The 19,682-nt window shown below is 72.3% G+C and carries 20 protein-coding genes, 2 tRNA genes and 1 pseudogene; 11 read left to right on the top strand and 12 right to left on the bottom strand.

Annotation, left to right across the window (positions count from 1 at the left end; genetic code table 11):
• Nucleotides 1-33: 33 nt before the first annotated feature.
• From N538_RS28725 to N538_RS0121110, 6 genes are all read right to left on the bottom strand, one after another.
• Nucleotides 34-1,260 carry a hypothetical protein gene (locus N538_RS28725; RefSeq protein ID WP_028638936.1) on the bottom strand — a complete coding sequence of 409 codons (1,227 nt, stop codon included), beginning with the start codon at nt 1,258-1,260 and terminating at the stop codon, nt 34-36.
• A gap of 142 nt (nt 1,261-1,402) precedes the next feature.
• The gene (locus tag N538_RS0121130; RefSeq protein ID WP_028638935.1) at nt 1,403-2,266 is read right to left on the bottom strand and encodes a hypothetical protein; all 864 of its coding nucleotides are present in this window, start codon (nt 2,264-2,266) and stop codon (nt 1,403-1,405) included.
• A 37-nt stretch (nt 2,267-2,303) separates the two neighbouring features.
• Nucleotides 2,304-2,723, bottom strand: a complete 420-nt coding sequence (locus N538_RS0121125; protein WP_028638934.1) for a PPOX class F420-dependent oxidoreductase — start codon at nt 2,721-2,723, stop codon at nt 2,304-2,306.
• 17 nt (nt 2,724-2,740) lie between these two features.
• Nucleotides 2,741-4,135, bottom strand: coding sequence for an FAD-dependent oxidoreductase (locus N538_RS0121120; protein ID WP_028638933.1), 1,395 nt, complete (start codon nt 4,133-4,135; stop codon nt 2,741-2,743).
• Nucleotide 4,136: 1 nt separating this feature from the next.
• The gene (locus N538_RS26680; RefSeq protein WP_036571787.1) at nt 4,137-5,180 is read right to left on the bottom strand and encodes a YihY/virulence factor BrkB family protein; all 1,044 of its coding nucleotides are present in this window, start codon (nt 5,178-5,180) and stop codon (nt 4,137-4,139) included.
• A gap of 37 nt (nt 5,181-5,217) precedes the next feature.
• Nucleotides 5,218-5,793, bottom strand: a complete 576-nt coding sequence (locus tag N538_RS0121110; RefSeq protein WP_028638932.1) for a helix-turn-helix transcriptional regulator — start codon at nt 5,791-5,793, stop codon at nt 5,218-5,220.
• A 143-nt stretch (nt 5,794-5,936) separates the two neighbouring features.
• Here N538_RS0121110 and N538_RS0121105 point away from each other — a divergent pair, with 143 nt between their 5' ends.
• From N538_RS0121105 to N538_RS27690, 3 genes are read left to right on the top strand one after another with little or no spacing between them, the layout of a single operon-like run.
• Nucleotides 5,937-6,398: a hypothetical protein gene (locus N538_RS0121105; RefSeq protein ID WP_155992366.1), complete on the top strand. Its 462-nt coding sequence runs from the start codon at nt 5,937-5,939 to the stop codon at nt 6,396-6,398.
• Entirely contained in the window at nt 6,395-7,624 is a 1,230-nt protein-coding gene (locus tag N538_RS0121095; protein ID WP_028638930.1) for an NRAMP family divalent metal transporter, read from the top strand. The genes N538_RS0121105 and N538_RS0121095 overlap by 4 nt, the downstream gene beginning before the upstream one ends.
• Nucleotides 7,621-8,337: a hypothetical protein gene (locus tag N538_RS27690; protein WP_051549519.1), complete on the top strand. Its 717-nt coding sequence runs from the start codon at nt 7,621-7,623 to the stop codon at nt 8,335-8,337. The genes N538_RS0121095 and N538_RS27690 overlap by 4 nt, the downstream gene beginning before the upstream one ends.
• A 41-nt stretch (nt 8,338-8,378) precedes the next feature.
• Here N538_RS27690 and N538_RS0121085 read toward each other — a convergent pair.
• Nucleotides 8,379-8,451, bottom strand: a tRNA-Lys gene (locus N538_RS0121085).
• Nucleotides 8,452-8,638: 187 nt separating this feature from the next.
• Nucleotides 8,639-9,502 (bottom strand): FAD-dependent oxidoreductase, encoded by an 864-nt coding sequence (locus N538_RS29140; protein ID WP_028638929.1) that lies wholly within the window; start codon nt 9,500-9,502, stop codon nt 8,639-8,641.
• Nucleotides 9,503-9,599: 97 nt separating this feature from the next.
• Here N538_RS29140 and N538_RS27685 point away from each other — a divergent pair, with 97 nt between their 5' ends.
• Nucleotides 9,600-11,600: an ATP-binding protein gene (locus tag N538_RS27685; protein WP_197025425.1), complete on the top strand. Its 2,001-nt coding sequence runs from the start codon at nt 9,600-9,602 to the stop codon at nt 11,598-11,600.
• Nucleotides 11,600-13,453: a penicillin acylase family protein gene (locus N538_RS0121070; protein WP_036571704.1), complete on the top strand. Its 1,854-nt coding sequence runs from the start codon at nt 11,600-11,602 to the stop codon at nt 13,451-13,453. The genes N538_RS27685 and N538_RS0121070 overlap by 1 nt, the downstream gene beginning before the upstream one ends.
• Here the strand turns inward: N538_RS0121070 and N538_RS0121065 are convergent.
• Nucleotides 13,390-14,277 (bottom strand): bifunctional helix-turn-helix transcriptional regulator/GNAT family N-acetyltransferase, encoded by an 888-nt coding sequence (locus tag N538_RS0121065; RefSeq protein WP_028638927.1) that lies wholly within the window; start codon nt 14,275-14,277, stop codon nt 13,390-13,392. The genes N538_RS0121070 and N538_RS0121065 overlap by 64 nt on opposite strands.
• A gap of 67 nt (nt 14,278-14,344) precedes the next feature.
• Between N538_RS0121065 and N538_RS0121060 the strand changes: the two genes are divergently transcribed.
• Entirely contained in the window at nt 14,345-14,782 is a 438-nt protein-coding gene (locus N538_RS0121060; RefSeq protein WP_028638926.1) for a hypothetical protein, read from the top strand.
• A 243-nt stretch (nt 14,783-15,025) separates the two neighbouring features.
• On the opposite strand, the gene N538_RS0121050 is transcribed toward N538_RS0121060, so the two are convergent.
• Nucleotides 15,026-15,101, bottom strand: a tRNA-His gene (locus N538_RS0121050).
• A 47-nt stretch (nt 15,102-15,148) separates the two neighbouring features.
• A complete protein-coding gene (gene orn, locus N538_RS0121045) occupies nt 15,149-15,787 on the bottom strand; it encodes an oligoribonuclease (RefSeq protein WP_028638924.1) in 639 nt (212 codons plus the stop codon).
• 76 nt (nt 15,788-15,863) lie between these two features.
• On the opposite strand from orn, the gene N538_RS0121040 reads away from it, so the two are divergent.
• From N538_RS0121040 to N538_RS0121020, 5 genes are all read left to right on the top strand, one after another.
• On the top strand, nt 15,864-16,337 hold the full coding sequence (locus N538_RS0121040) for a DoxX family protein (RefSeq protein ID WP_028638923.1): 474 nt from the start codon (nt 15,864-15,866) through the stop codon (nt 16,335-16,337).
• Nucleotides 16,337-17,080, top strand: coding sequence for a DsbA family protein (locus N538_RS0121035; protein WP_028638922.1), 744 nt, complete (start codon nt 16,337-16,339; stop codon nt 17,078-17,080). Before N538_RS0121040 ends, N538_RS0121035 begins: the two co-directional genes overlap by 1 nt.
• A gap of 22 nt (nt 17,081-17,102) precedes the next feature.
• Entirely contained in the window at nt 17,103-18,146 is a 1,044-nt protein-coding gene (locus N538_RS0121030; protein WP_231496296.1) for an adenosine deaminase, read from the top strand.
• 110 nt (nt 18,147-18,256) lie between these two features.
• On the top strand, nt 18,257-18,907 hold the full coding sequence (locus tag N538_RS0121025) for a LuxR C-terminal-related transcriptional regulator (protein ID WP_028638920.1): 651 nt from the start codon (nt 18,257-18,259) through the stop codon (nt 18,905-18,907).
• Between the two features lie 89 nt (nt 18,908-18,996).
• The gene (locus N538_RS0121020) at nt 18,997-19,200 is read left to right on the top strand and encodes a hypothetical protein (RefSeq protein WP_028638919.1); all 204 of its coding nucleotides are present in this window, start codon (nt 18,997-18,999) and stop codon (nt 19,198-19,200) included.
• 131 nt (nt 19,201-19,331) lie between these two features.
• Here N538_RS0121020 and N538_RS26665 read toward each other — a convergent pair.
• Nucleotides 19,332-19,682, bottom strand: a pseudogene (locus N538_RS26665) (hypothetical protein); the annotation flags it as partial.

Here is a 19,682-nt window from a genome sequence, read left to right as displayed (position 1 = left end):
TCGCGCCGGCCGCAGCCGTTCAGGTGAGCTTCGTCAGCGGACCCGCACCGTGAGCGTGCCGGTCGTGTCGCCGGTCGCGGTCGCCGAGCCGGCGACGGCGAGACGGAACTTGTAGGTGCCCTTCTTCGTGAGCTTCGGGAAGGTCACCCGGGCGGTGCCGTTGCCGGCGACGGAGATCGCCTTGACGGTGGTCCAGGTGCCGACCGAGCGGGCCAGCGTCCCGCGGGCCGAGCCGGCGGACCAGACCTGGAGCTCCAGGTCCTCGTCGCCGGGCTGGCCGACCACCACGCTGTCGCTGGCGATGCCGGAGCCCTGGTCGACGGTGAGCGTGCCGGTGCGGAAGCCGTCGACGTCGGTGCGGGCCTTCAGGACGCCGTCCTCGAGCACGCAGCCCACGTCGCCCTGCCAGTGGTAGTTGGTGCCGCCGACCTGGACCCAGGTGATGTCGTACGACGCGGTGCTCGCGTCCCACTGCGGGTGGTCGGCGAGGTTGAAGACGTGGTGGCCGTCCCAGGTGCCCTCGTTGTTGTGGAAGTTGAGGGTCCGGCTGCCCGCCGGGGTCTCGACGCGGATGTTGACGTCGTTGGCCTGGCCGGCCGGGATGTCCTCCGGGTAGTCGACGCCCACGCCCGTGCAGGTGGGGTCCTGGTACTCCCAGTCCCAGGTGAACGGCTCCGTCGGGCCGGTGCCCGGGTCGGTGGTGCCGGGGTCCGTGGTGTCCGGGTCGGTGGTGCCCGGGTCCGTGGTGCCCGGGTCCGTGGTGCCCGGGTCCGTGGTGCCCGGGTCCGTCGCGTCGGCCCGGTCGCAGCTCACCCAGAAGACCTTGTACTTGGTCTCGGCGCCGTTCGCGCCGGCGGCCCGGGTGGTCACCTTGACGTGGTAGCCCTGGTTGGCCTGCGGGTCCGCGCCGGTGAAGCTCAGCGTGTAGGTGCGCGTGGTGTTCATCGTGCTGCCCGACGCGGCCGCGCCCAGCTCGACGGTGTCGGGGCCGGCGACCTTGGTGATCACGGCGGACTTCGTCGGAGCCTGGCTCGCGAAGGTGACCGTCGCGGAGGAGCGCTGGAAGCCGTACCACTGCAGGTCGAACGTGCAGCCCACGTGCGGGTCGTTGCTCTCGTCGGCGGCGCCGCCGACCTCGGAGACCTTCAGCGAGCCCTTGTTGCCGCCGGCCGCGTTCGCGGACGGGGCGCCGAGCACGAGGAGCGCCGGCAGCAGCGTCGCGGTGGCGACGGCGGCGGCGGTGACGAGTCGAGCTCGCATGGGTGGATCTCCCTGAGGTTCGAATTCCGGTGGTGAGAGAACCGTGGCACGCGGGGTCCGCCTCGAGACGGTCTGTGAACGAACCTTGTACCCAGGGTGGAGATACCTTGAGGAAGGCTTGAGAAAAGGAGCGAACCGGCGCTCAGGAGAGTCCGGTGAAGGGCTCCGTGCCGTTCACCAACCGCAGCCCGGAGAGGCCCGAGTGGGCCTTCGCGAACGCCAGCTCCTTGGCCAGGTCGCCGATGTTGTTCGACGCCGGCAGCGGGGCCAGCCCGATCGTGGAGAGCACCCCGACCGCGGAGCCGTCGGCGCTGAGGAAGCCGGAGCCCGAGTCGCCGGGGATGCCGGGCGAGACGGTGTACAGCGGGTGGGACCAGCCACCGTCCGCGGCCTGGTCCCCGAGGCTGATACCGGTGTGCGGCGAGAGGGGTGCCGCGCCGCCGCGCAGGCTCGAGTTGCCGTAGGTGTAGAGCTGGTCACCGGCCGCCGTGCCGTCGGTGTCGATGCCGGCCGGGCCGCCCCAGAACGGCACCGACGGGTTCACCTTCCCCGCGTCCGCGGCGGCGACCCTCACCAGGGCCAGGTCGTTGTAGGCGCAGGTGTTCGCCGCCTTGGTGCCGAGCTTCTGCATGGTGAGCCACGAGGAGTAGGCGAGCGTGCCGGAGCCCACCCTGGTGCCCTCGTCGGCGAGGTTGCCGCCCTCGCGGAAGCTGACCCTGGTGCCCAGCGGCAGTGACTTCGTCGAGCAGCCGTCGGTGTCCGTGGCGGCGCCCTCACCGGCACAGTGCGCGGCGTACCCGACGTACACGTGCCCGGCGCCGTCGGTGTAGACGAAGTTCGCGGTGCACTGGGCACCCTTCGTGTACATCATCGTGCCGGGATGGATGGCGGCCTGGTCGGCGGCCGCCCACCGGGTCTGCGCCGAGGCGCCGGCATCGGCTCGGGGGGCGACGAGCGAGACGGCGACGGTCAGGATCGCGGCGGTGACGGCGGCTGCGGTACGCATACCCGGAGAACGAGCCGCTCCGAGCGAGGGTTACGCGTCAGCGCAGCGCGCCGTAGGCGCGCGTGGGCCGCAGTCGCACCACGACCCGGCGCTCGCGCACCATCGCGGCCCGGTAGTCCTCCCAGTCGTCGTGCTCGCCCGACAGCGAGCGGTACAGCTCGACCAGCTCGTCGACGGTGGCGTCGTGGGGGTCGGCGGCGACCTCGGAGAGCTCCACGTCGCCCTCGAGGACGGCGTAGGACCAGAAGCTCTCGCCGTTGACGAGGAGGGCTGCCCACGGCGTGCGCCGGAGGTTGGCGTACTTCGCCCGGTCGGCGGTGGTCGAGACCCGGACGACCCCGTCGTCGCCGACGCCGTGCAGGACGTTGGAGAGCTGCGGGCGGCCGTCCCTGCGCAGCGTGGTCAGCACGGACTGGTGGGTGGCGCGCGCGGCGCCGAGCGCCTGGTCGAGGTCCATGTCGGCTCAGCCGCCGCTCAGCCCGTTTTGTTCCGCAGCGGGCAGGTGGCCGGACCCTCCAGCACCGCCCCGTCGGGGCGGAACCGCGACCCGTGGAGCGGACAGTCCCAGCTCTCCTCGGCGTCGTTCCACCGCAGCACGCCGCCGAGATGGGTGCACACCGGCGGGTCGTCCCGGGTCGCCAGCCGGTGGACCCATCCGGAGGTCATCTCCACGGCGACGTTGGCGTTGATGCGCAGGGCGTCGGGGATGCCGGTCAGCTCGCGGCTGCTCCACGGCCGGTAGGCCGCTGCCCACGGCTGGTGTCCCTCGAGCATCCGGCCGCTCAGCGCGAGGGCGGCCGCGACGCCGTTGGTCAGCCCCCACTTCGAGTAGCCGCCGGCGACCAGGATGCCGCCGAGGCCGGGCAGCAGCGGGCCGGCGTACGGCAGGGCGTGGTGCGGCACGTAGTCCTGCGCCGACCACGCGTGCGTCTCCTCGGTGCCCGGGAAGTGCTCCGCGGTCCAGGCCCGGAGCCGGTCCAGGTGGCCGCGCTCGGAGGTGTCGGCGCCGACCTTGTGGCCCTCCCCGCCGACGAGCAGCAGGTCCTCGGGCGCGTCGCGCAATGACCGGGTCGGGCCGTCGGCCGAGAGGTACATGCCGTCCACGAGCCGGCCGGACGCGCGGAAGGCCAGGCCGTAGGAGCGCGTCGGCTCGGCCCGCGCGAAGAACGCACCGCGGTCGAGGATCGGCATGTTCGTCGCGACGACCACGGTGGCGGCGCCGGCGTCGCCCGCATCGGTGACGACCCGGCTCGGGCCGTGGCCCTGCACCCCGCGCACGCGGACCCCTTCGGCGATCACCGCGCCGTGCTCGCGCGCGTGCGCGGCCAGCGCCTCGAGCAGCTCCATCGGGTCGAGTTGCGCCTGGTCGTCCATCCGGACCGCGCCGGTGGTGGGGTACGGCAACGGCACCTCGTCGACCCACTCGGCCTGCTCGAGGCCGGCCTTGTGCAGCGCGTCCAGCTCGGCCCGCACGGACTTCGCGCCCGCGGGCGTGGTCGCGTAGGTGTACGCCGGGCGCCGCTGGTAGCCGACGCCGTGGTCCTCGCAGAAGCGCACGATCCAGGCGAGGCCCTCGGCGTTCGCGTCGGCGTACTCCCGCAGCACGCTCGTCGGGTGCCGCCTCGAGATCCGGGAGTAGCGCGTGCCCTGGACGAGGCTCACCTTGGCGGTGCTCCCGCCGGTCGTGCCCGCCCCGACGTGCCGGCCCTCGAGGACGAGCACGGACCGGCCCGCGCGAGCGGCCAGCGCCGCCGTGGTCAGCCCCGTGAGGCCGGCGCCGACGACGACGACGTCCCAGTCGCCGGCGACCGCCGGGGGCTCGGGCTCCTCCCGGGGATGGCGGTCGTGCCAGAGCGAGGTGAGTGCCATGTCAGTCCTTCCGGTGCCCGGGACGGACGCGGGAGGCGAGCCGGATCCGGCGACCCCTGCGCTCGTCCTCCTCCTCCTTCGCGCGGGACTTGTCGATGTTGCGGGTGTCGCGGGGCGGCAGCTGGAGCTCCCGCTCGGCAGGGATCCCGGACTGGAGCTCACGGCCGCGCTCGAGCTCGGCGTCCAGCTCGGCGCCGAACAGGAGCGCGAGGTTGGTGAGCCACAGCCACAGCAGGAACGCGATCACGCCGCCGAGCGCGCCGTAGGTGCGGTCGTAGGAGGAGAAGTTCCCGACGTAGAACCCGAAGGCCGCCGACAGCACCGCCCAGCTGACGATCGCGGCGACGGCGCCGACACTCACCCAGCGGAACCGCGGCTGCCGCACGTTCGGGGTCGCGTAGTACAGCAGCGCGATGATCACGACCATCACGAGGAAGATCACCGGCCACTTCGCGATGTCCCAGACCAGCCGGATCGCGGACCCGGCGCCGATCGCCTTGCCGACCGCGGTCGTGACGGGGCCGGTCACGACGAGAGCCAGCAGGACGGCCGCGGCGAGGACGACCAGCACGAGGGTCAGCAGCAGCATGGCCGGGCGCAGCTTCCACACGGGTCGGCCCTCGTCGACCTCGTAGACCTTGTTCATCGCGCGGCCGAACGCCCCGACGTACCCACTGGCCGACCAGAGGGCGCCGCCCAGCCCGAGCACGAACGCCAGGCCTGCCGACTGCGAGCGGCTCACCTCGAGCAGCGGGCCGCGGACGCTCCCGACGACCGAGCCGCCGCCGAGGTCCTCGACGATCCCGAGGACGGTCTGGACGCTGCTGGTGCCCTGCCCGACCAGTCCGAGCAGGGAGGTCAGCGCGATGGCGGCGGGGAAGATCGCCAGGACGGCGTAGTAGGTCAGCGCAGCACCGAGGTCGGTGCACTGGTCGGAGCTGAACTCGCGGTAGGTCCTGCGCAGCACGTAGCGCCACGAGGGTGCGGTGAGGTCGGTCGGGGACTCGACCTTCCGTGCGTCCGGGTCCGAGTGTGTCGTCGCCATGCCCATGGGTTCCCGGCACGCGGGATCGGTATGCCGGTCAGTCGGGTGGCGCGAACCCGTGCTGCAGGCACCACGCGACCGCTCGGCTGCGGGAGGTGGCGCCGATCTTGGCGTACGCCGAGCGGATGTAGGTCTTGACCGAGTTGATCGACAGGAAGAGCCGCTCCGCGATCTCCATGTTGCTGGCGCCCTGCGCGATCAGCGCCAGGACCTCGACCTCGCGAGGAGTCAGCCCGACGTGACTGCCGAGCGTGTCCACGCGCCCCGGGATCTCCCGGCCGCCGGCGGCCGCCTCGACCGCCTCCACCAGCTCGCGTGAGCCCACGCTCATCGAGATCCAGGCGTGCGCTCCGGCGGCCAGCGCCCGGGCCCGCAGGTCGGGTCGGAGGTCGCGGCTGACCGCGACGACCACCGAGCGGGTGCGGCCGAGCAGCTCGGCGAGGTCGGAGCCGTTCGTGCGATGCACCCCGAACACGTCGTACAGCACCACCTCGGCCTGCTCGACGCCGGTGATCACCGAGCGTCCGGGATGCTCGGCGAGCATCGCCGCCAGACCCTTGCCGAGGACCTCCTGCGCGTACACGATCCCCACGCGGGTCGGTCGGCCGGACATGGGCACCATCGTGGCGGCGGAGCCCGTCGGACATCGCGCGTGGCGTTACCCCCGAAGGGGTGATTTTGGTCTGAGCCGACCTTTCCGGGAGCGCGGGAGCGACGGTTTGCGGGCGGTCCCGCCGGGGGTATCAGACGATCGTGGTGGATTCGGCACCCCTGCGGCAGCGAGTCGTCGCGGTCCTTCTCGCGTGGGCGAGCGTGGCTCTGGTGTCCGGCTGCGCTCCGCAGTCACCGGACCACACCTCCTGGTCGGACCAAGCGCACCAGTCACTTCAGTCGGTCTCGAGCGAGGTGGCGACCGTCGCGCTCCTGCTCCGGCTGGAGGCGCAGCACAAGGTCCCGGGCAAGTACCAGCAGGTCGTGGCGCAGGACAGCGAGTCGGCAGTCGGCGCCACCATGGACTCGTTCGGGGGCGAGCAGCCGGAGCCCCGCGACGACGCCGAGTACAAACGGGTGACGTCCCTGATGTCGGACGCCTCCGACCTCCTGTCGCAGGTGCGCATCGCGATCGTCCGGCGCGACGAGGACGCCTACCCCGACCTGCTCCGGCAGCTCGAGGGGCTCCAGTCGAACCTGACCCGGGCCGAGGAGCGGGTCGGGTGACGAAGGTCTTCGCCGTCGCGCTCGGCATCCTGACCGCCATCGGCGGCTTCGTCGACATCGGTGACCTCGTCACCAACGCCCAGGTGGGCGCTCGGTTCGGGCTCTCGCTCTCCTGGGCGGTCGTGGTGGGCGTGCTGGGCATCTGCGTGTTCGCCGAGATGTCCGCTCGGGTGGCCGCGATCAGCGGGCGCGCCACGTTCGACCTGGTCCGTGAGCGCCTCGGTCCGCGTCTCGGGCTCCTCAACCTCCTGACCTCCATGCTCATCACGTTCCTGACGTTCGTCGCCGAGATCGGCGGCGTCGCGCTCGCCCTCCAGCTCGCGTCCTCGGTGCACGAGCTGCTGATCGTGCCGCTGGTCGGCCTGCTCGTCTGGCTGGTGCTGTGGCGCGCGAAGTTCGCGGCGATCGAGAACGTCTTCGGCATTCTCGGACTGGCCCTGGTCGTCTTCGCGGTCGCCGTGTGGCAGCTCGGTCCGGACTGGGGCGCGCTGCTCCATCAGGCGGTGACGGCCGACAAGCCGGGCGACGAGGAGTGGTCCACGTACGCCTACTACGCGGTCGCGCTCTTCGGCGCCGCGATGACGCCGTACGAGGTGTTCTTCTTCTCCTCCGGTGGCGTCGAGGAGCACTGGGATGCGAAGGAGCTGACCACGATGCGGGCGAACGTGCTGATCGGGTTCCCGCTCGGCGGCGCCCTCTCGCTCTCGATCGCCGCGTCGGCGTGGCTGGTGCTGGGGCCGTTGGACATCAGCGTCGACACCCTGGGTCAGGTCGCTCTCCCGGTTGCGGCGGCGCTCGGCAAGGTCGGGCTCGCGGTCGCGATCGTCGGCTTCGTCGCCGCGACCTTCGGGGCCGCCTGCGAGACCGGGTTGAGTGTGGCGTACAGCGTGGGGCAGTACTTCGGGGCGCAGTGGGGCAAGTTCGTGCGCCCGCGCGAGGCGGTGACGTTCCACGCGGTCCTGATGCTCTCCGCGCTGCTCGCCACGGCGTTCCTGATGACCGCCGTGGATCCCATCCTGGTCACCGAGGCGTCCGTGGTGTTCTCCGCGGTCGCCCTGCCGCTGACGTACTTCCCGATCCTGGTCGTGGCGAACGACCCCGACTACATGGGGACCTATGTGAACGGCCGGCTCGCCAACGTCCTGGGCGTGATCTACCTGGGCGTGATCGCCGTCGCGGCCGTCGCGGCCATCCCGTTGATGATCTGGACGAGGATGGGCCAGTGAGCGCGAGCGCGGATCGTGGGCTCGAGAACCGGTTGACCGGACCGATCGACGGGGTCCTGCACCTGCTCGACCGCCAGCTGATCGACTCCCAGGGCAGGTTGCTCGGCAAGGTGGACGACGTCGAGCTCACCCCGACGTACGTGCTCGACGACGGCGACGAGAACGCTGACCGGCTCGCCATCACGGGCATCCTGACCGGACCGGCCGCGCTGCTCGACCGGTTCGGGGGCAAGCTCGGCAAGATCCTGGTCGAGCGGTGGGGCCAGAACCGGGTGTCGGAGCCGCACCGCACGCGCCCGTGGCGCATCGACATCGACGACGTCGAGCGGCTCGACAGTGCGCTCCACCTATCGGTGCAACGGGACGGCGTCCTGCGCCGTGACCGCGACGCACTTCGTCTCGGGCGGCTCACCGGGATGGGCGTGCTGGACCCGGCCGGCGAACAGATCGGGCGGGTGCTGGATGCCCGGTTCGAGCCCGACGGGGGGCGCCTGGTGCTCTGCTCGCTCATCGTGGGGCACGGCCGGCCGGGCTCGCTGCTGGGGTACGACCGTCGATCCGATCAGGGACCGCTGCTGGTGCGCGCCGTCGTCCGGTGGATGCACCGGCACACGGTGATCGTCGCGGCGGAGGACGCCGAGATCGACTGGCCCACGGCCACCGTCCGGCTGCGGAGTCGTCCGACCGAGCGACCCGACCACGCGTTCGGATGACACGACGAAGGCCCCGACCGCTGGGCCGGGGCCTTGCCTTGTACGCCATCAGGGACTCGAACCCCGAACCCGCTGATTAAGAGTCAGCTGCTCTGCCAATTGAGCTAATGGCGCGCGTGGTGAAGCGACGTGAACTCTACCAGCGGGGGTGCGCAGCGAAAAATCGAGGCCGCGCGCTGCTGCTGTCACGGTTTCACCAGGGGATGTGGGTGGTGCCGCACCTCCCACCGCGGGCAGGCCACGGGGATTGGGGGTTCCCCGGAGACCATGGTGAACCTGCGGCAGCGGGGACCGGGCCGCCTCAGGACGCGAGGACGGCGTGCGCGGCGCTGTGCCCGCCGAGGCCGGTCACGCCGCCGCCGCGCCGCGACCCGGACCCGCAGACGAGCACCGGGGCGAGGTCGGTCTGCACGCCCCACTGCTGAGCAGGAGTGTCCAGGCGGGCCCGGTTCGGCGCCCACGGCCACTCCAGGTCGCCGTGGTACCAGTGCCCACCCGGCATCGCGAACTCGCGCTCGACGTCCTCGGGCGGGACCTCGGCGGCACCGTCCCAGCGGGGCTTGGCGTCAGGGTCCTCCTGCTCGCCGAGCAGGATGGCGAGCACCCAGGGCGCGACGTTCGCGAGCACGTGGCGGGCGGCGGCCGTGTGGAGCGCCGCGCCGTCGTGCCAGCTCACCTCGGCGCCGTCGGTCCCGGCCCGGATCCCGCTGACACCGGCCGACGTCACCATCTCGACACCGGCCGCCCGGATGGCGCGGTCGAGGGCGTCGGCCACCGCGGTCCCGCCGCCGACCACGACCGGGGTGCTGGCGCGCAGCCGGTGGTGCAGGTCGAGCGGCGTGGTGACCAGCTCGTCCCAGGAGCCGACCTGCGCGCGGACCTCGCGCTCGAGCGGGAGCGGGCGCAGCAGGGTCGGTAGGACGACGCGCGCCAGGTCGTCGGTGGGCGGCGGCGTCGGTCCCAGGCGGAGCTCGAGCGCGAGGTCGGCGACGAGCTCCTCGGGGAGGGCCGCGGCGGGTGACCAGCGGGCCGCGCCGCCGGTGCGGTGGAGCCGCTCCAGGACCAGGACCGACCGGCCGGCGCGGGCAAGGTAGGCGGCGGCGATCAGGCCGTTGTGACCTCCGCCGACGACCACCACGTCGTAGCTGTGCGTCGCGGAAGTCACCGAGCCAACGTAGTCCCCACCGGCAGGTCGGATGCCCAACGGCGTGTCGCGCGGCCAAGATGTACCCCGGGGGATGGCGGAGCGGGAGGAGTGCGTCGTGAGGGGCTCACGGCTGGGCTGGGTTGCCGGCCTGCTCGCGCTCGTCGCGGTCTTCGGCGCGCTCGCCACGCACTCCGCCCCGGACGGCGGTCACGGCATCGGCATCTGGCCGATCGGCGGCGCGACGGCGTGCTTCATGATCTCCCCGCGGCCGCGCACCTGGGCCCTCGTCGGCCTGGTCGGGCTGATCGGCGTCGGGAGCATCTGGATCGGCGGCCGCGACCTCGAGGTCGCGATCGGCCTGGGCATCGGACTGGCCGCCGAGGCCTGGGTGACCTGGTGGATCCTCGCCGACGGACGCCGCAAGCGACCGCCCCTGCGCACGACCGTCGACCTGGCCCGGTTCCTGGCCGCGGTCGGGTGCGGCGGCCTCGCGATGGGCGCCGCAGGGGCGTTGACCAGCGCCCTCACGGGCTTCGGCGAGCCCGACGTCCTCGGGCTGACGGTCGCCGCCTCGAGCCTGCTCGCGCAGCTCACCGTGGTGCCGTTCTTCTGCCGGCTGCGCAACCACGCCCCGCTCGCCGGGCCCACCGAACGCACCGCCCAATGGGTGCTGCTGCTCGCGATCGCGCCAATCGTCTTCATGCCCGAGGACTTCCCGTCGATCGTCTTCCTGGTCCTGCCGCTGCTGGTCTGGGGGGCGCTGCGCAGCAGCCCCTACGAGTCCATGGCCCAGCTGATCGCGGTGCTGACCTTCGCCGTGCCGCTCACCACGTGGGGGCGCGGCCCGTTCGCGAACGCGGGTCCGCGGTTCGGCCTCTCCGTCGACGGCCAGGGCATCCTGCTCGGCACGTTCGGCGCGGTCTGCGCGCTCGTCGTGCTGCCGCTGGTCCTGGCCGTGGGCGAGCAGATCGAGAACGCGCGCCAGGCTGCCGCCGAGCGCGACAAGGTCCAGAACATCGTGAACGGCGCGGCCGGCGTCGCCATCATCGGCACCGATGACCAGGGTGCCGTCACGCTGTTCAACCCGGGCGCGGAGCGGCTGCTCGGCTACACCGCTGCCGAGATGCTCGGCGACACCACCCGCAGGCTGCACACCCCCGAGGCGATCGCCGAGAAGGCTGCCGAGCTGGGGGTCGAGAACGACTTCACCGCGGTCGCCCGGGCGCTGCTCGGCACCGGCGCGAACGACATGAGGTTCGTCCGCAAGGACGGCGTCGAGCGGGTCCACTCGATGTCCCTGAACCGCATCGAGGACGATCGCGGCGTCGTCAACGGCTACGTGAGCACCTCCGAGGACATCACCGACCGGATCGAGGCCGAGCGCCGGCTGGTCGAGGCGGTCGAACGGCTCCGCGAGGTCGACCAGGTCAAGGACGCGTTCGTCTCCAGCGTCAGCCACGAGCTGCGCACGCCGATCACCAGCATCCTCGGCTACACCGAGATGCTCGAGGAGGGACAGTACGGCGAGCTCGCTCCCGAGCAGCTCGACGCGGTGCGCCGGCTGTCCGCGAACTCCACCCGCCTGCTGTCGCTGATCGACGACCTGCTGACGCTCTCGCGGGTGCAGGAGGACGGCCTCAGCCTCGCCGACCGGGTCGTCGACCTCCGCAAGATCGTCGCCGCGGGCGCCGCCGTGGTGGCGCCGACCCTCGAACGTCGCGAGCTGGAGCTGAACGTCGATCTCCCCGACGAGCCGGTCCCCTTCCTCGGCGACCGCGACATGCTGGAGCGCGTGGTCATCAACCTGGTCGGCAACGCCGTGAAGTTCACCCCCGCAGGCGGCCGTGTGGACGTGTCGCTGCTGGCCGGGCCGGACAGCGCCGTCGTCGAGGTCGCCGACACCGGCATCGGCATCCCGCCGGAGGAGCAGGAGCGGCTGTTCACGCGCTTCTTCCGCTCCTCGCTCGCGCAGCAGCAGGCGATCCCGGGCAGCGGCCTCGGCCTCTCGATCGCGCGCGCCATCGTGGACCAGCACGGCGGCACGATGTCGGTCGAGTCCGAGCCCGGGCAGGGCACGACGTTCCGGGTGCGGCTGCCGCTCCTGACCGTCGCCTGATGGCCACGGTCGTCCGGGACGCGTACGGCATCCCGCAGGTCCGCGCCGGCGACGTGCTCGACCTCGCCCGCGGGCAGGGCGAGGCCACGGCCCGGGACCGCCCCACCCAGCTCGCGCGGCTGCGCCAGGCGACCGAGGAGCCGCTGGCGCGCCGTACCGGAACCGTCGACCTCGCCCGCCGGGTGCACGCCCGGCTCCGGCCGGAGACGGCGGCGTTCGTCGGAGCGTACGTCGAGGGCGTGAACGCCGTCCTCGACGAGCCGTGGGACCCCTGGACCCCGCTGGCGGTGTTCCGGGTCCACCACCTGCTGTTCGGGAACCTGGCCGGCAAGCTCTGGAGCGCCCGGGCCCGCGCCGTGCTCGGCGAGGACGCCCGGCTGCTCTCCCGGGAAGGGCCCCTGTCCAGCGGCAGCAACGCCTGGGCCGTCGGTGGGGCGCGCACCGCGACCGGTCTCCCGCTGATCGGCGGCGACCCGCACCGCGCGCTGGAGTCCCCGAGCATCTACCTCCAGGTGCGGCTCACCTGCGACGAGTTCGACGTCGCCGGCCTCGCCTTCGCGGGTGTCCCGGGCGTGCAGCACTTCGCGCACGCGGGAGACGTCGCGTGGGCGATCACCAACGGCATGGGCAACTACGAGGACGTGTACGCCGAGCGGCTCCGGCGCACCGGCCGGGGCACGGAGGCCCTCGGGTCGGGCGGCTGGGAGCCGGTCGAGGAGGGCGAGGGCTGGCTCCGCACCCGGCGCGGGCCGGTGTTCGCCGGCCCGGCCGAGGGGCGCGGGCTGAGCCTGCGCACGCCGAGCGGAGACCTCGAGGACCTCGGCTTCGACACGTTCCTGCCGCTGCTGCGCTCGCGCAGCGCCGCCGATGTGATGGCTGCGCTCGACGGCTGGGTCGAGCCGGTCAACAACGTGGTCGCCGCGGACCGTGGGGGGGACGTGCTGTTCCGCGTCGCCGGCCGGGTGCCCGTGCGCCCGGAGGCGAACCGGGTCGGCGTCGTCGACGCCGCGGACCCGGCCGCGGCATGGGACGGCTGGGTGGCGCTGCCGGTGACCAGCGTCCCGCCCGACGGGCAGGTCGTCACCGCCAACGACCGCCGCGGGCCGGAGAGCGCCGCGATCGGCACCGACTTCGCGTCACCTCACCGTCGCGACCGGATCCACGCGCTGCTCGACGGGCGCACCGGTCTGACCACCGATGACTTCGCCGCCATCCACCGCGACACCCTGCTGCTCTCCGTGCCGCTGTTCCAGGCGCTCCTGCGCGAACTTCCGGCGGGCGCGGTCCGCGACGAGATCCTGGCGTGGGACGGCCACATGGACGCCGACTCGTCCGGCGCCGCCGCGTTCGCGGCCTGGCGCTCGGCCTTGACCCGGCGGATCGCGGCCGAGCCGGTGCTCGCGCCCCTCGCCGAGCCGCTCGTCGACGACCCCGAGCTGACGCCGTGGCTGACGGTGACCGCGCACGTCGCGCTCGCGCTCGAGGCGCTGGTGGAGGCGCGGACGCCGTTCGGCATCGACCTGGCCGCACTCGCGACCGCCGCGCTCGACGACGCGGCGGGACACCCGGCGACGTGGGGCGAGACGCACGTCGTCGCGCCGGTGGGTGAGCCGGTGCCGCCGTTGCCGCTGTCGGGCGACATCGAGTGCGTCCGGTGCACCTCGTCGCAGCCCGGCGTCACCGACGCCTGCGCCCGGGGCTCGGTCGCGCGCTACGTGTGGGACCTGGCCGGCGGTGGCGGCTGGGTGGTGCCGCTCGGCGCGGCCGACCACGGCCCGCACCGCGTCGATCAGCTGCCGGTCTGGGCCGCCGGCGAGCTGCTGACGGTCTTCTCGAACCACGCCTCGGCGTAGGGGTTGTCGTTGTACCGCTCGATCCGCGTGTAGCCGGCGCGCTCGTACATCGCGATCGCCTCGACCAGCGTGCCGTTCGTGTCGAGCACGATGCGGGTGTGACCGAGGCGTACGGCGAGTGCCTCGAGCTCGCGCAGCATCCGCGAGCCGAGTCCGGCCCCGCGCCATGCGTCGTCGACCCACATCCGCTTGATCTCGCCGGTGCCCGCCGACAGGGGGCGGACCCCGCCGTACGCGACCGGACGTCCCGCGCTCGTCGCCAGCAGGAACGTGCCTCCGTGGTCGGGCTCCCCGGGGTCGAAGCCGCCCGGGAACCGTCGGGCCAGCTCGGCGAAGTAGAGGCCCGCCGCCTCGCGGGCGATCGCGTCGTCCGGACCGACTTGGCGCAGGTGGATGGTCGCGGCGCGCACCAGCAGGTCGGCGGTGGCGAGGGCCTCGGTGAGCCGGGAGCGCTGGCGTCCGGTCAACGGCTCGACCAGTCGCCGGGCCAGCTCCTCGGAGCGCTCGTCCAGCTCCCGCCAGGAGGTCCGTCCCGCCCGGGTCAGCGTCGCCACCCGGCGGCGACCGTCAGCGGGGTCGGGACGGACCTCGACCAGGCCGTCGTCGGTGAGCCGGCGCAGCAGCCGGGTGAGGTACCCGGAGTCCAGGTCGAGCCGGTCCCGCAGCTCGCGCACCGTGGCGCCGTCGGGCCCGATCTCGAAGAGCAGCCGCGAGACGTTGAGCGGCCGGCCGGTGCCGAGGAACGAGTCGTCGAGCGCACCGATCCGCTGCGTGTACGTCCGGTTGAAGCGGCGCGGCGTCGCCGTGTCAGGGCTCTCGGACATTCTCTGACCATAGTCAGAGATCTGGCCGGTGTCGACCGATCGGCCCCGGACAGGGGACAGTGGGGACATGCGCCTCGCGATCGCCGTACCGCTGCTCGCCGTCGCCACCCTGCTCGTCGGGTGCGGCGACGACACCGGTGACGCGACCGCCGGCGACCCGACAGGGGGCGCGCCCACGTCGTCGGCGACCTCCCCGTCCCCGTCGGAGAAGCCCGTCGGCGTCCAGCGCAGCTGCGCCGAGCTCTACCACCCGCCGCAGCAGCTGATGCCGCGGGCGATCGACTTCGTGCACGGCTCGCCGTCCGCCCAGGACTCCGGCCGGGCGGACGACCTGGTCGCCGGGCTGGCCGACGCGGAGGGCCATGCCCTCGAGCCGCTCGCGGTGGACATCGCCACCACCCGGGAGGGCGTCGAGTCGAAGCTGTCCGGAGGTGCGCCGTCGATGGCGGAGTTCGACAAGGCCGTGAACCGGCTAGCCCGGCACTGCGAGCTCTTCGGCGACTGAACCCGCGACGCGGCGGTCAGCGGAAGTCGACCGCGCCGCAGGCCTCGCAGGCGAACTCCTGGGTGCTGAGCCCCTCCTCGAGGTGCACCGCCTGGAGGTGCCAGACGTGCTCGTGCTCCGCAAGGCCTGTCGACATGCCGTCGGAGTACCCCGCCGGGCCCGGCCGCAATCGGTCGCCGGCGCGGTCGGCGTACGGCATGCGAAAGGGCCGCCGTCCCTCGCCGGACGGCGGCCCTTCGTGACTGGGGTGAGTAACGGGACTTGAACCCGCGACATCTGCGACCACAACGCAGCGCTCTACCAGCTGAGCTATACCCACCAGGTGGACCCGGCCGAGGCCGAGGACCGACAGAGAGTGTAGGCGAATCAGTCCTGATCCGCGGAATCGGACTCGCCCGTGAGCCCCGTGAGCGCACCGCCGTGCCGCAGGGCGATCGCCCGGGCGGCGTCGCTCTCGGGACCGGGGGAGGGCACGAACACCGCCTCGCGGTAGTAGCGCAGCTCCTCGATGCTCTCCTGGATGTCGGCGAGGGCCCGGTGGTTGCCGCGCTTGGGTGGCGCCTGGAAGTACGCGCGGGGGAACCAGCGGCGCGCCAGCTCCTTGATGGAGGAGACGTCCACGATCCGGTAGTGGAGGAAGGTCTCCAGGGCCGGCATGTCGCGGGCGAGGAACGCGCGGTCGGTCGCCACGGTGTTGCCGGCCAGCGGCGGGCGGCTGCCGTCCGGGCAGTGCTCCTTGACGTAGGCCAGGACCCGCTCCTCCGCCTCCTGGAGGGTGATGCCGAAGTCGAGCTCGCGGAGCAGCCCGGAGCTCTCGTGCATCTCGCGGACGAAGTCGTTCATCTGGTCGAGCGCCTCGGCGGGCGGCTTGATGATCAGGTCGACGCCCTGGCCGAGCACGTTGAGGTCGAAGTCGGTCACGAGGGCCGCGACCTCGATGAGGGCGTCGGCGCCCAGGTCGAGGCCCGTCATCTCGCAGTCGATCCAGACGAGTCTCTCGTTCACGGACGTCACCTTAGCCCCGTGTGGACGGGACCTTCGTCTCAGTTCGGGCTCAGGGTGCGCCCCTAGGGTCGGGGGCGTGAAGGAGTGGCTCGGTCTGGTCGCGCGCGTCGTCGTGGGATGCGTGTGGATCTACGCCGGTGCCTCGAAGCTGCTCGACCCGGCTCAGAGCGTCGCCGCGGTCCGGGCCTACCAGCTGCTCCCGGGCGACCTCGCACAGCCGGTCGGCCAGCTGCTGCCCGTCATCGAGGTGGTCGTCGGCGCGATGCTCGTGCTCGGGCTGCTGACCCGCGGCGCCGCGGTGCTCTCGAGCATCCTGTTCGTGGCGTTCATCGTGGGCATCGCGACGGTCTGGGCTCGCGGGATGACCATCGACTGCGGCTGCTTCGGCGGCGGCGGCTACGACCCCGATGCCGCGTCGCGCTATCCGTGGGAGATCGCGCGCGACGCCGTACTCCTCCTCGCCTCCGTGTTCCTGGTCTGGCTGCCATCCACGAGACTGTCGCTGGACTCGCTGCTGTTCCGGCGTACGCCCGCGATCGAAGGATCCTGATGTCGAAGAGAAACCGTGATGCCGCCCGCGCCGAGAGGATCGCGAAGGCCGCCGCGCTGCGCAAGGAGCAGGAGCGGCAGGAGGCGCGCCGGCGCTACCTGATGATCGGCGGCGTGGTCGCCGCGCTGCTGGTGATCGTCGTCGGCGGCTGGTTCCTGTCCCGTGCGCTGGACACGACGGCGAAGGTCGACGCCCCCGCGGCCGGCAGCAAGTACGGCGTGACGATCGGGCCGAAGGACGCGCCGCACGACGTCGTCATCTACGAGGACTTCCTCTGCCCGTTCTGCGGCGAGCTCGAGGCGGAGACGCACGAGAAGTTGGCCACGCTGGCCGACGACGGCAAGGTCCGGGTCGAGTACCGCCCCTTCAACCTGCTGAGCTCGCTCGGGGACTACTCGGCCCGATCAGCCGAGGCGTTCTCGATCGTGCTCGACAAGTCCGGCCCGGACGTCGCGAAGAAGTTCCACGACCTGCTCTACGCGAACCAGCCCGAGGAGAAGGGTCCGTTCCCGTCGAACGAGGACATCCTCAAGCTCGCGGTGCAGGCGGGCGCGTCGGAGGCGGACGTCAAGGACGCCATCAAGAACGTCGACGGCAAGGGCGCGTGGGTCACGGATGCCACGCAGGCCGCGCTGGACGCCGGCGTCCGCAGCACCCCGACCATCCTGCTCGACGGCAAGGTCTACCAGGATGGCCGCACGCCTGCGGAGATCGGCGACAACCTGATCGCCGAGCTCAGCTGACGCTCTGCCAGACTCACGCGTCGTGAGCCTGTCCGAGTTCATCGCGCGCCTCCCGAAGGCCGAGCTGCACGTCCACCACGTCGGGTCCGCGTCGCCACGGATCGTGTCCGAGCTGGCCGAGCGCCACCCCGGCACGGTCCCGAGCGACACCGAGGAGCTGCGCCGGTTCTTCGAGTTCCGCGACTTCGCACACTTCGTGGACGTCTACCTCGCGGTCGTCGGCCTGATCCGGACGCCGGAGGACGTGCGCTACCTGACCCACGAGATCGGGCGGGAGATGGCGACCGGGCAGGGCTTGCGGTACGCCGAGCTGACCTGCACGCCGTACACGTCGGTGCGTCCGGACCGTGACGACCTCGGGATGCCGATCGAGGCGTACACCGAGGCGATCGAGGACGCCCGGGTCGCGGTGGAGCGCGACTTCGGGCTGGTGCTGCGGTGGATCTACGACATCCCGGGCGAGTCCGGGGTGCCGGCCGCGGACGCCACGCTCGACTACGCACTGAACCATCGCACCGACGCCCTCGTCGGCTTCGGGCTCGGCGGTCCCGAGATCGGGGTGCCCCGGTCGCAGTTCCAGCCGCACTTCGACGCCGCGCGGGCCGCCGGGCTGCACAGCGTCCCGCACGCCGGGGAGACGACGGGCCCGGACACGATCTGGGACTCGCTGCGGCTGCTCCGTGCCGAGCGGATCGGCCACGGCACGTCGTCCGCCCAGGACCCGGCGCTGCTCGCCCACCTGGCCCAGACCGGCGTGCCGCTGGAGGTGTGCCCGTCCTCGAACATCGCCACCCGCGCCGTACCCACGCTCGAGGAGCACCCGATCCGGGCCTTCCGCGACGCTGGTGTGACGGTCACGGTGAACTCCGACGACCCCCCGATGTTCAACACCACGCTGAACCGGGAGTACGGGATCGCCGCGGACCTGCTCGGCCTCGACGAGGCCGGTGTCGCGGACCTGGCGCGGAGCGCGGTGCGGGCCTCGTTCGCGGAGGAGGACGTGAAGGCGCGGATCCTCGGGGAGATCGACGAGTACGCCCGTGGCACCGACCCGGCCGGAAAGTAATGGGCCCCGCGAGCTCATACCAAGCGGGGCCTGACACCTTTCTATCCCGATCGCCGTTCCAAACGCCGCATTGGCGCGCGTGTCGGCCCCATCACACATAGGGTGTCGGCATGTCTGCACCCATCCGGGTGGCGATCGTCAACGACTACGAGATCGTGGTCGCCGGAGTCGCCGCGATGCTCGCCCCGCACCAGGACCGGGTGAACGTCGTCGAGCTCGACGCCGGCGTGCGCGTCGTGAGCGACGTGGACGTGATCCTGTACGACACGTTCGGGCAGATCCAGGGAGACGGCGTGGACCTCGAGGACCTGGTCCACGGCAGCGACGCCAGAGTCGTGATCTTCAGCTGGAACATCCAGGCCGGCCTGGTGCGCACCGCCCTCGACCGCGGCGCGTCCGGCTACCTCTCGAAGGGGATGTCCGCGGACGAGATCGTGGCCGGGCTCGAGGCGGTCCACACCGGCGAGACCGTCACGCCGCGAGGGACCGCCGAGCCGGGGGACCGGATCGCCGGCGAGTGGCCCGGCCGCGACCGCGGCCTGACCGCGCGCGAGTCCGAGGTGCTGGCCCTGATCACCCAGGGACTGAGCAACCAGGAGATCGCCGAGCGCACCTACCTCTCGATCAACTCGGTCAAGACCTACATCCGCACGGCGTACCGCAAGATCCGGGTCGCCCGCCGCTCGCAGGCGGTCGCCTGGGGCATGCAGCACGGCTTCGAGCCGGACCGGGTCCGGAGCATCGACTCGTCCGCCGGCTAGGGACCGGACGCCTGCGGGATCCCGCCGTCGTAACGACGCGGCGACCGTGGTCCGTGCATGAGCCCGGTGGGCCCGGGTACCCGACGGGCATGGACGGAGACCACACCAGGGAGCACACGAAGCAGCCGCGCGAGGAGCTCGCCGACGAGGTCGCGGAGCAGCCCGACAAGCAGGACGTCGACATGGAGCCCGAGGACCACCTCAACCGTCCCGAGCAGCCGGACTTCGACCCCGCCGAGCGCGAGCCGTTCGACGACCCGGACACCACGCTGCCGACCGAGGACCAGGCGTAGTCGCTCCCGGTCCCGGTGCGGGACGTCATCCCCCGGCTGTCGGGGCGCCCAGCTCGGGTGACGTCCCGGCGAGCAGAGTGTCCGTGGTGAGCTGAGTGCCCCTGAACGCCTTCGGTTGATGGGTGTCGGATCTACTCCGGTTGATTGGTGAGACTCGGTTGGACTCTAGAACGTCGTTGGGGCGCTGTGGAGCGCTTGACTCTCACCTCCCCGGTGCTGGTGCGTTTCTCGGTGCGCAGCAGGTGGTCGCCGTCGTAGAACTGCAGGACCTGATCGGTGACCCACACGTCGATGGGGTGGCCGGCGGCCGCGGCGCCGAGGCAGACCTGTTGCCAGGACACGCACACCACCCCGACGGCGCTGGCACGGCGCGTGACCCAGGTCCCGTCGCGGTGGTCGTGCTCGGGTCGGCCGGGACCGGTGACGGTCCTCAGCACCCTCACCCGGCTCGGTTCGGGGTGCAGGAACCGGCTCGCGGGGGT

The organism is Nocardioides sp. URHA0032, assembly GCF_000620645.1.
Classification (GTDB): domain Bacteria; phylum Actinomycetota; class Actinomycetes; order Propionibacteriales; family Nocardioidaceae; genus Nocardioides.
Note: the sequence above shows the minus strand (reverse complement) of the source record. Positions and strands in the feature narration are given on the sequence as shown.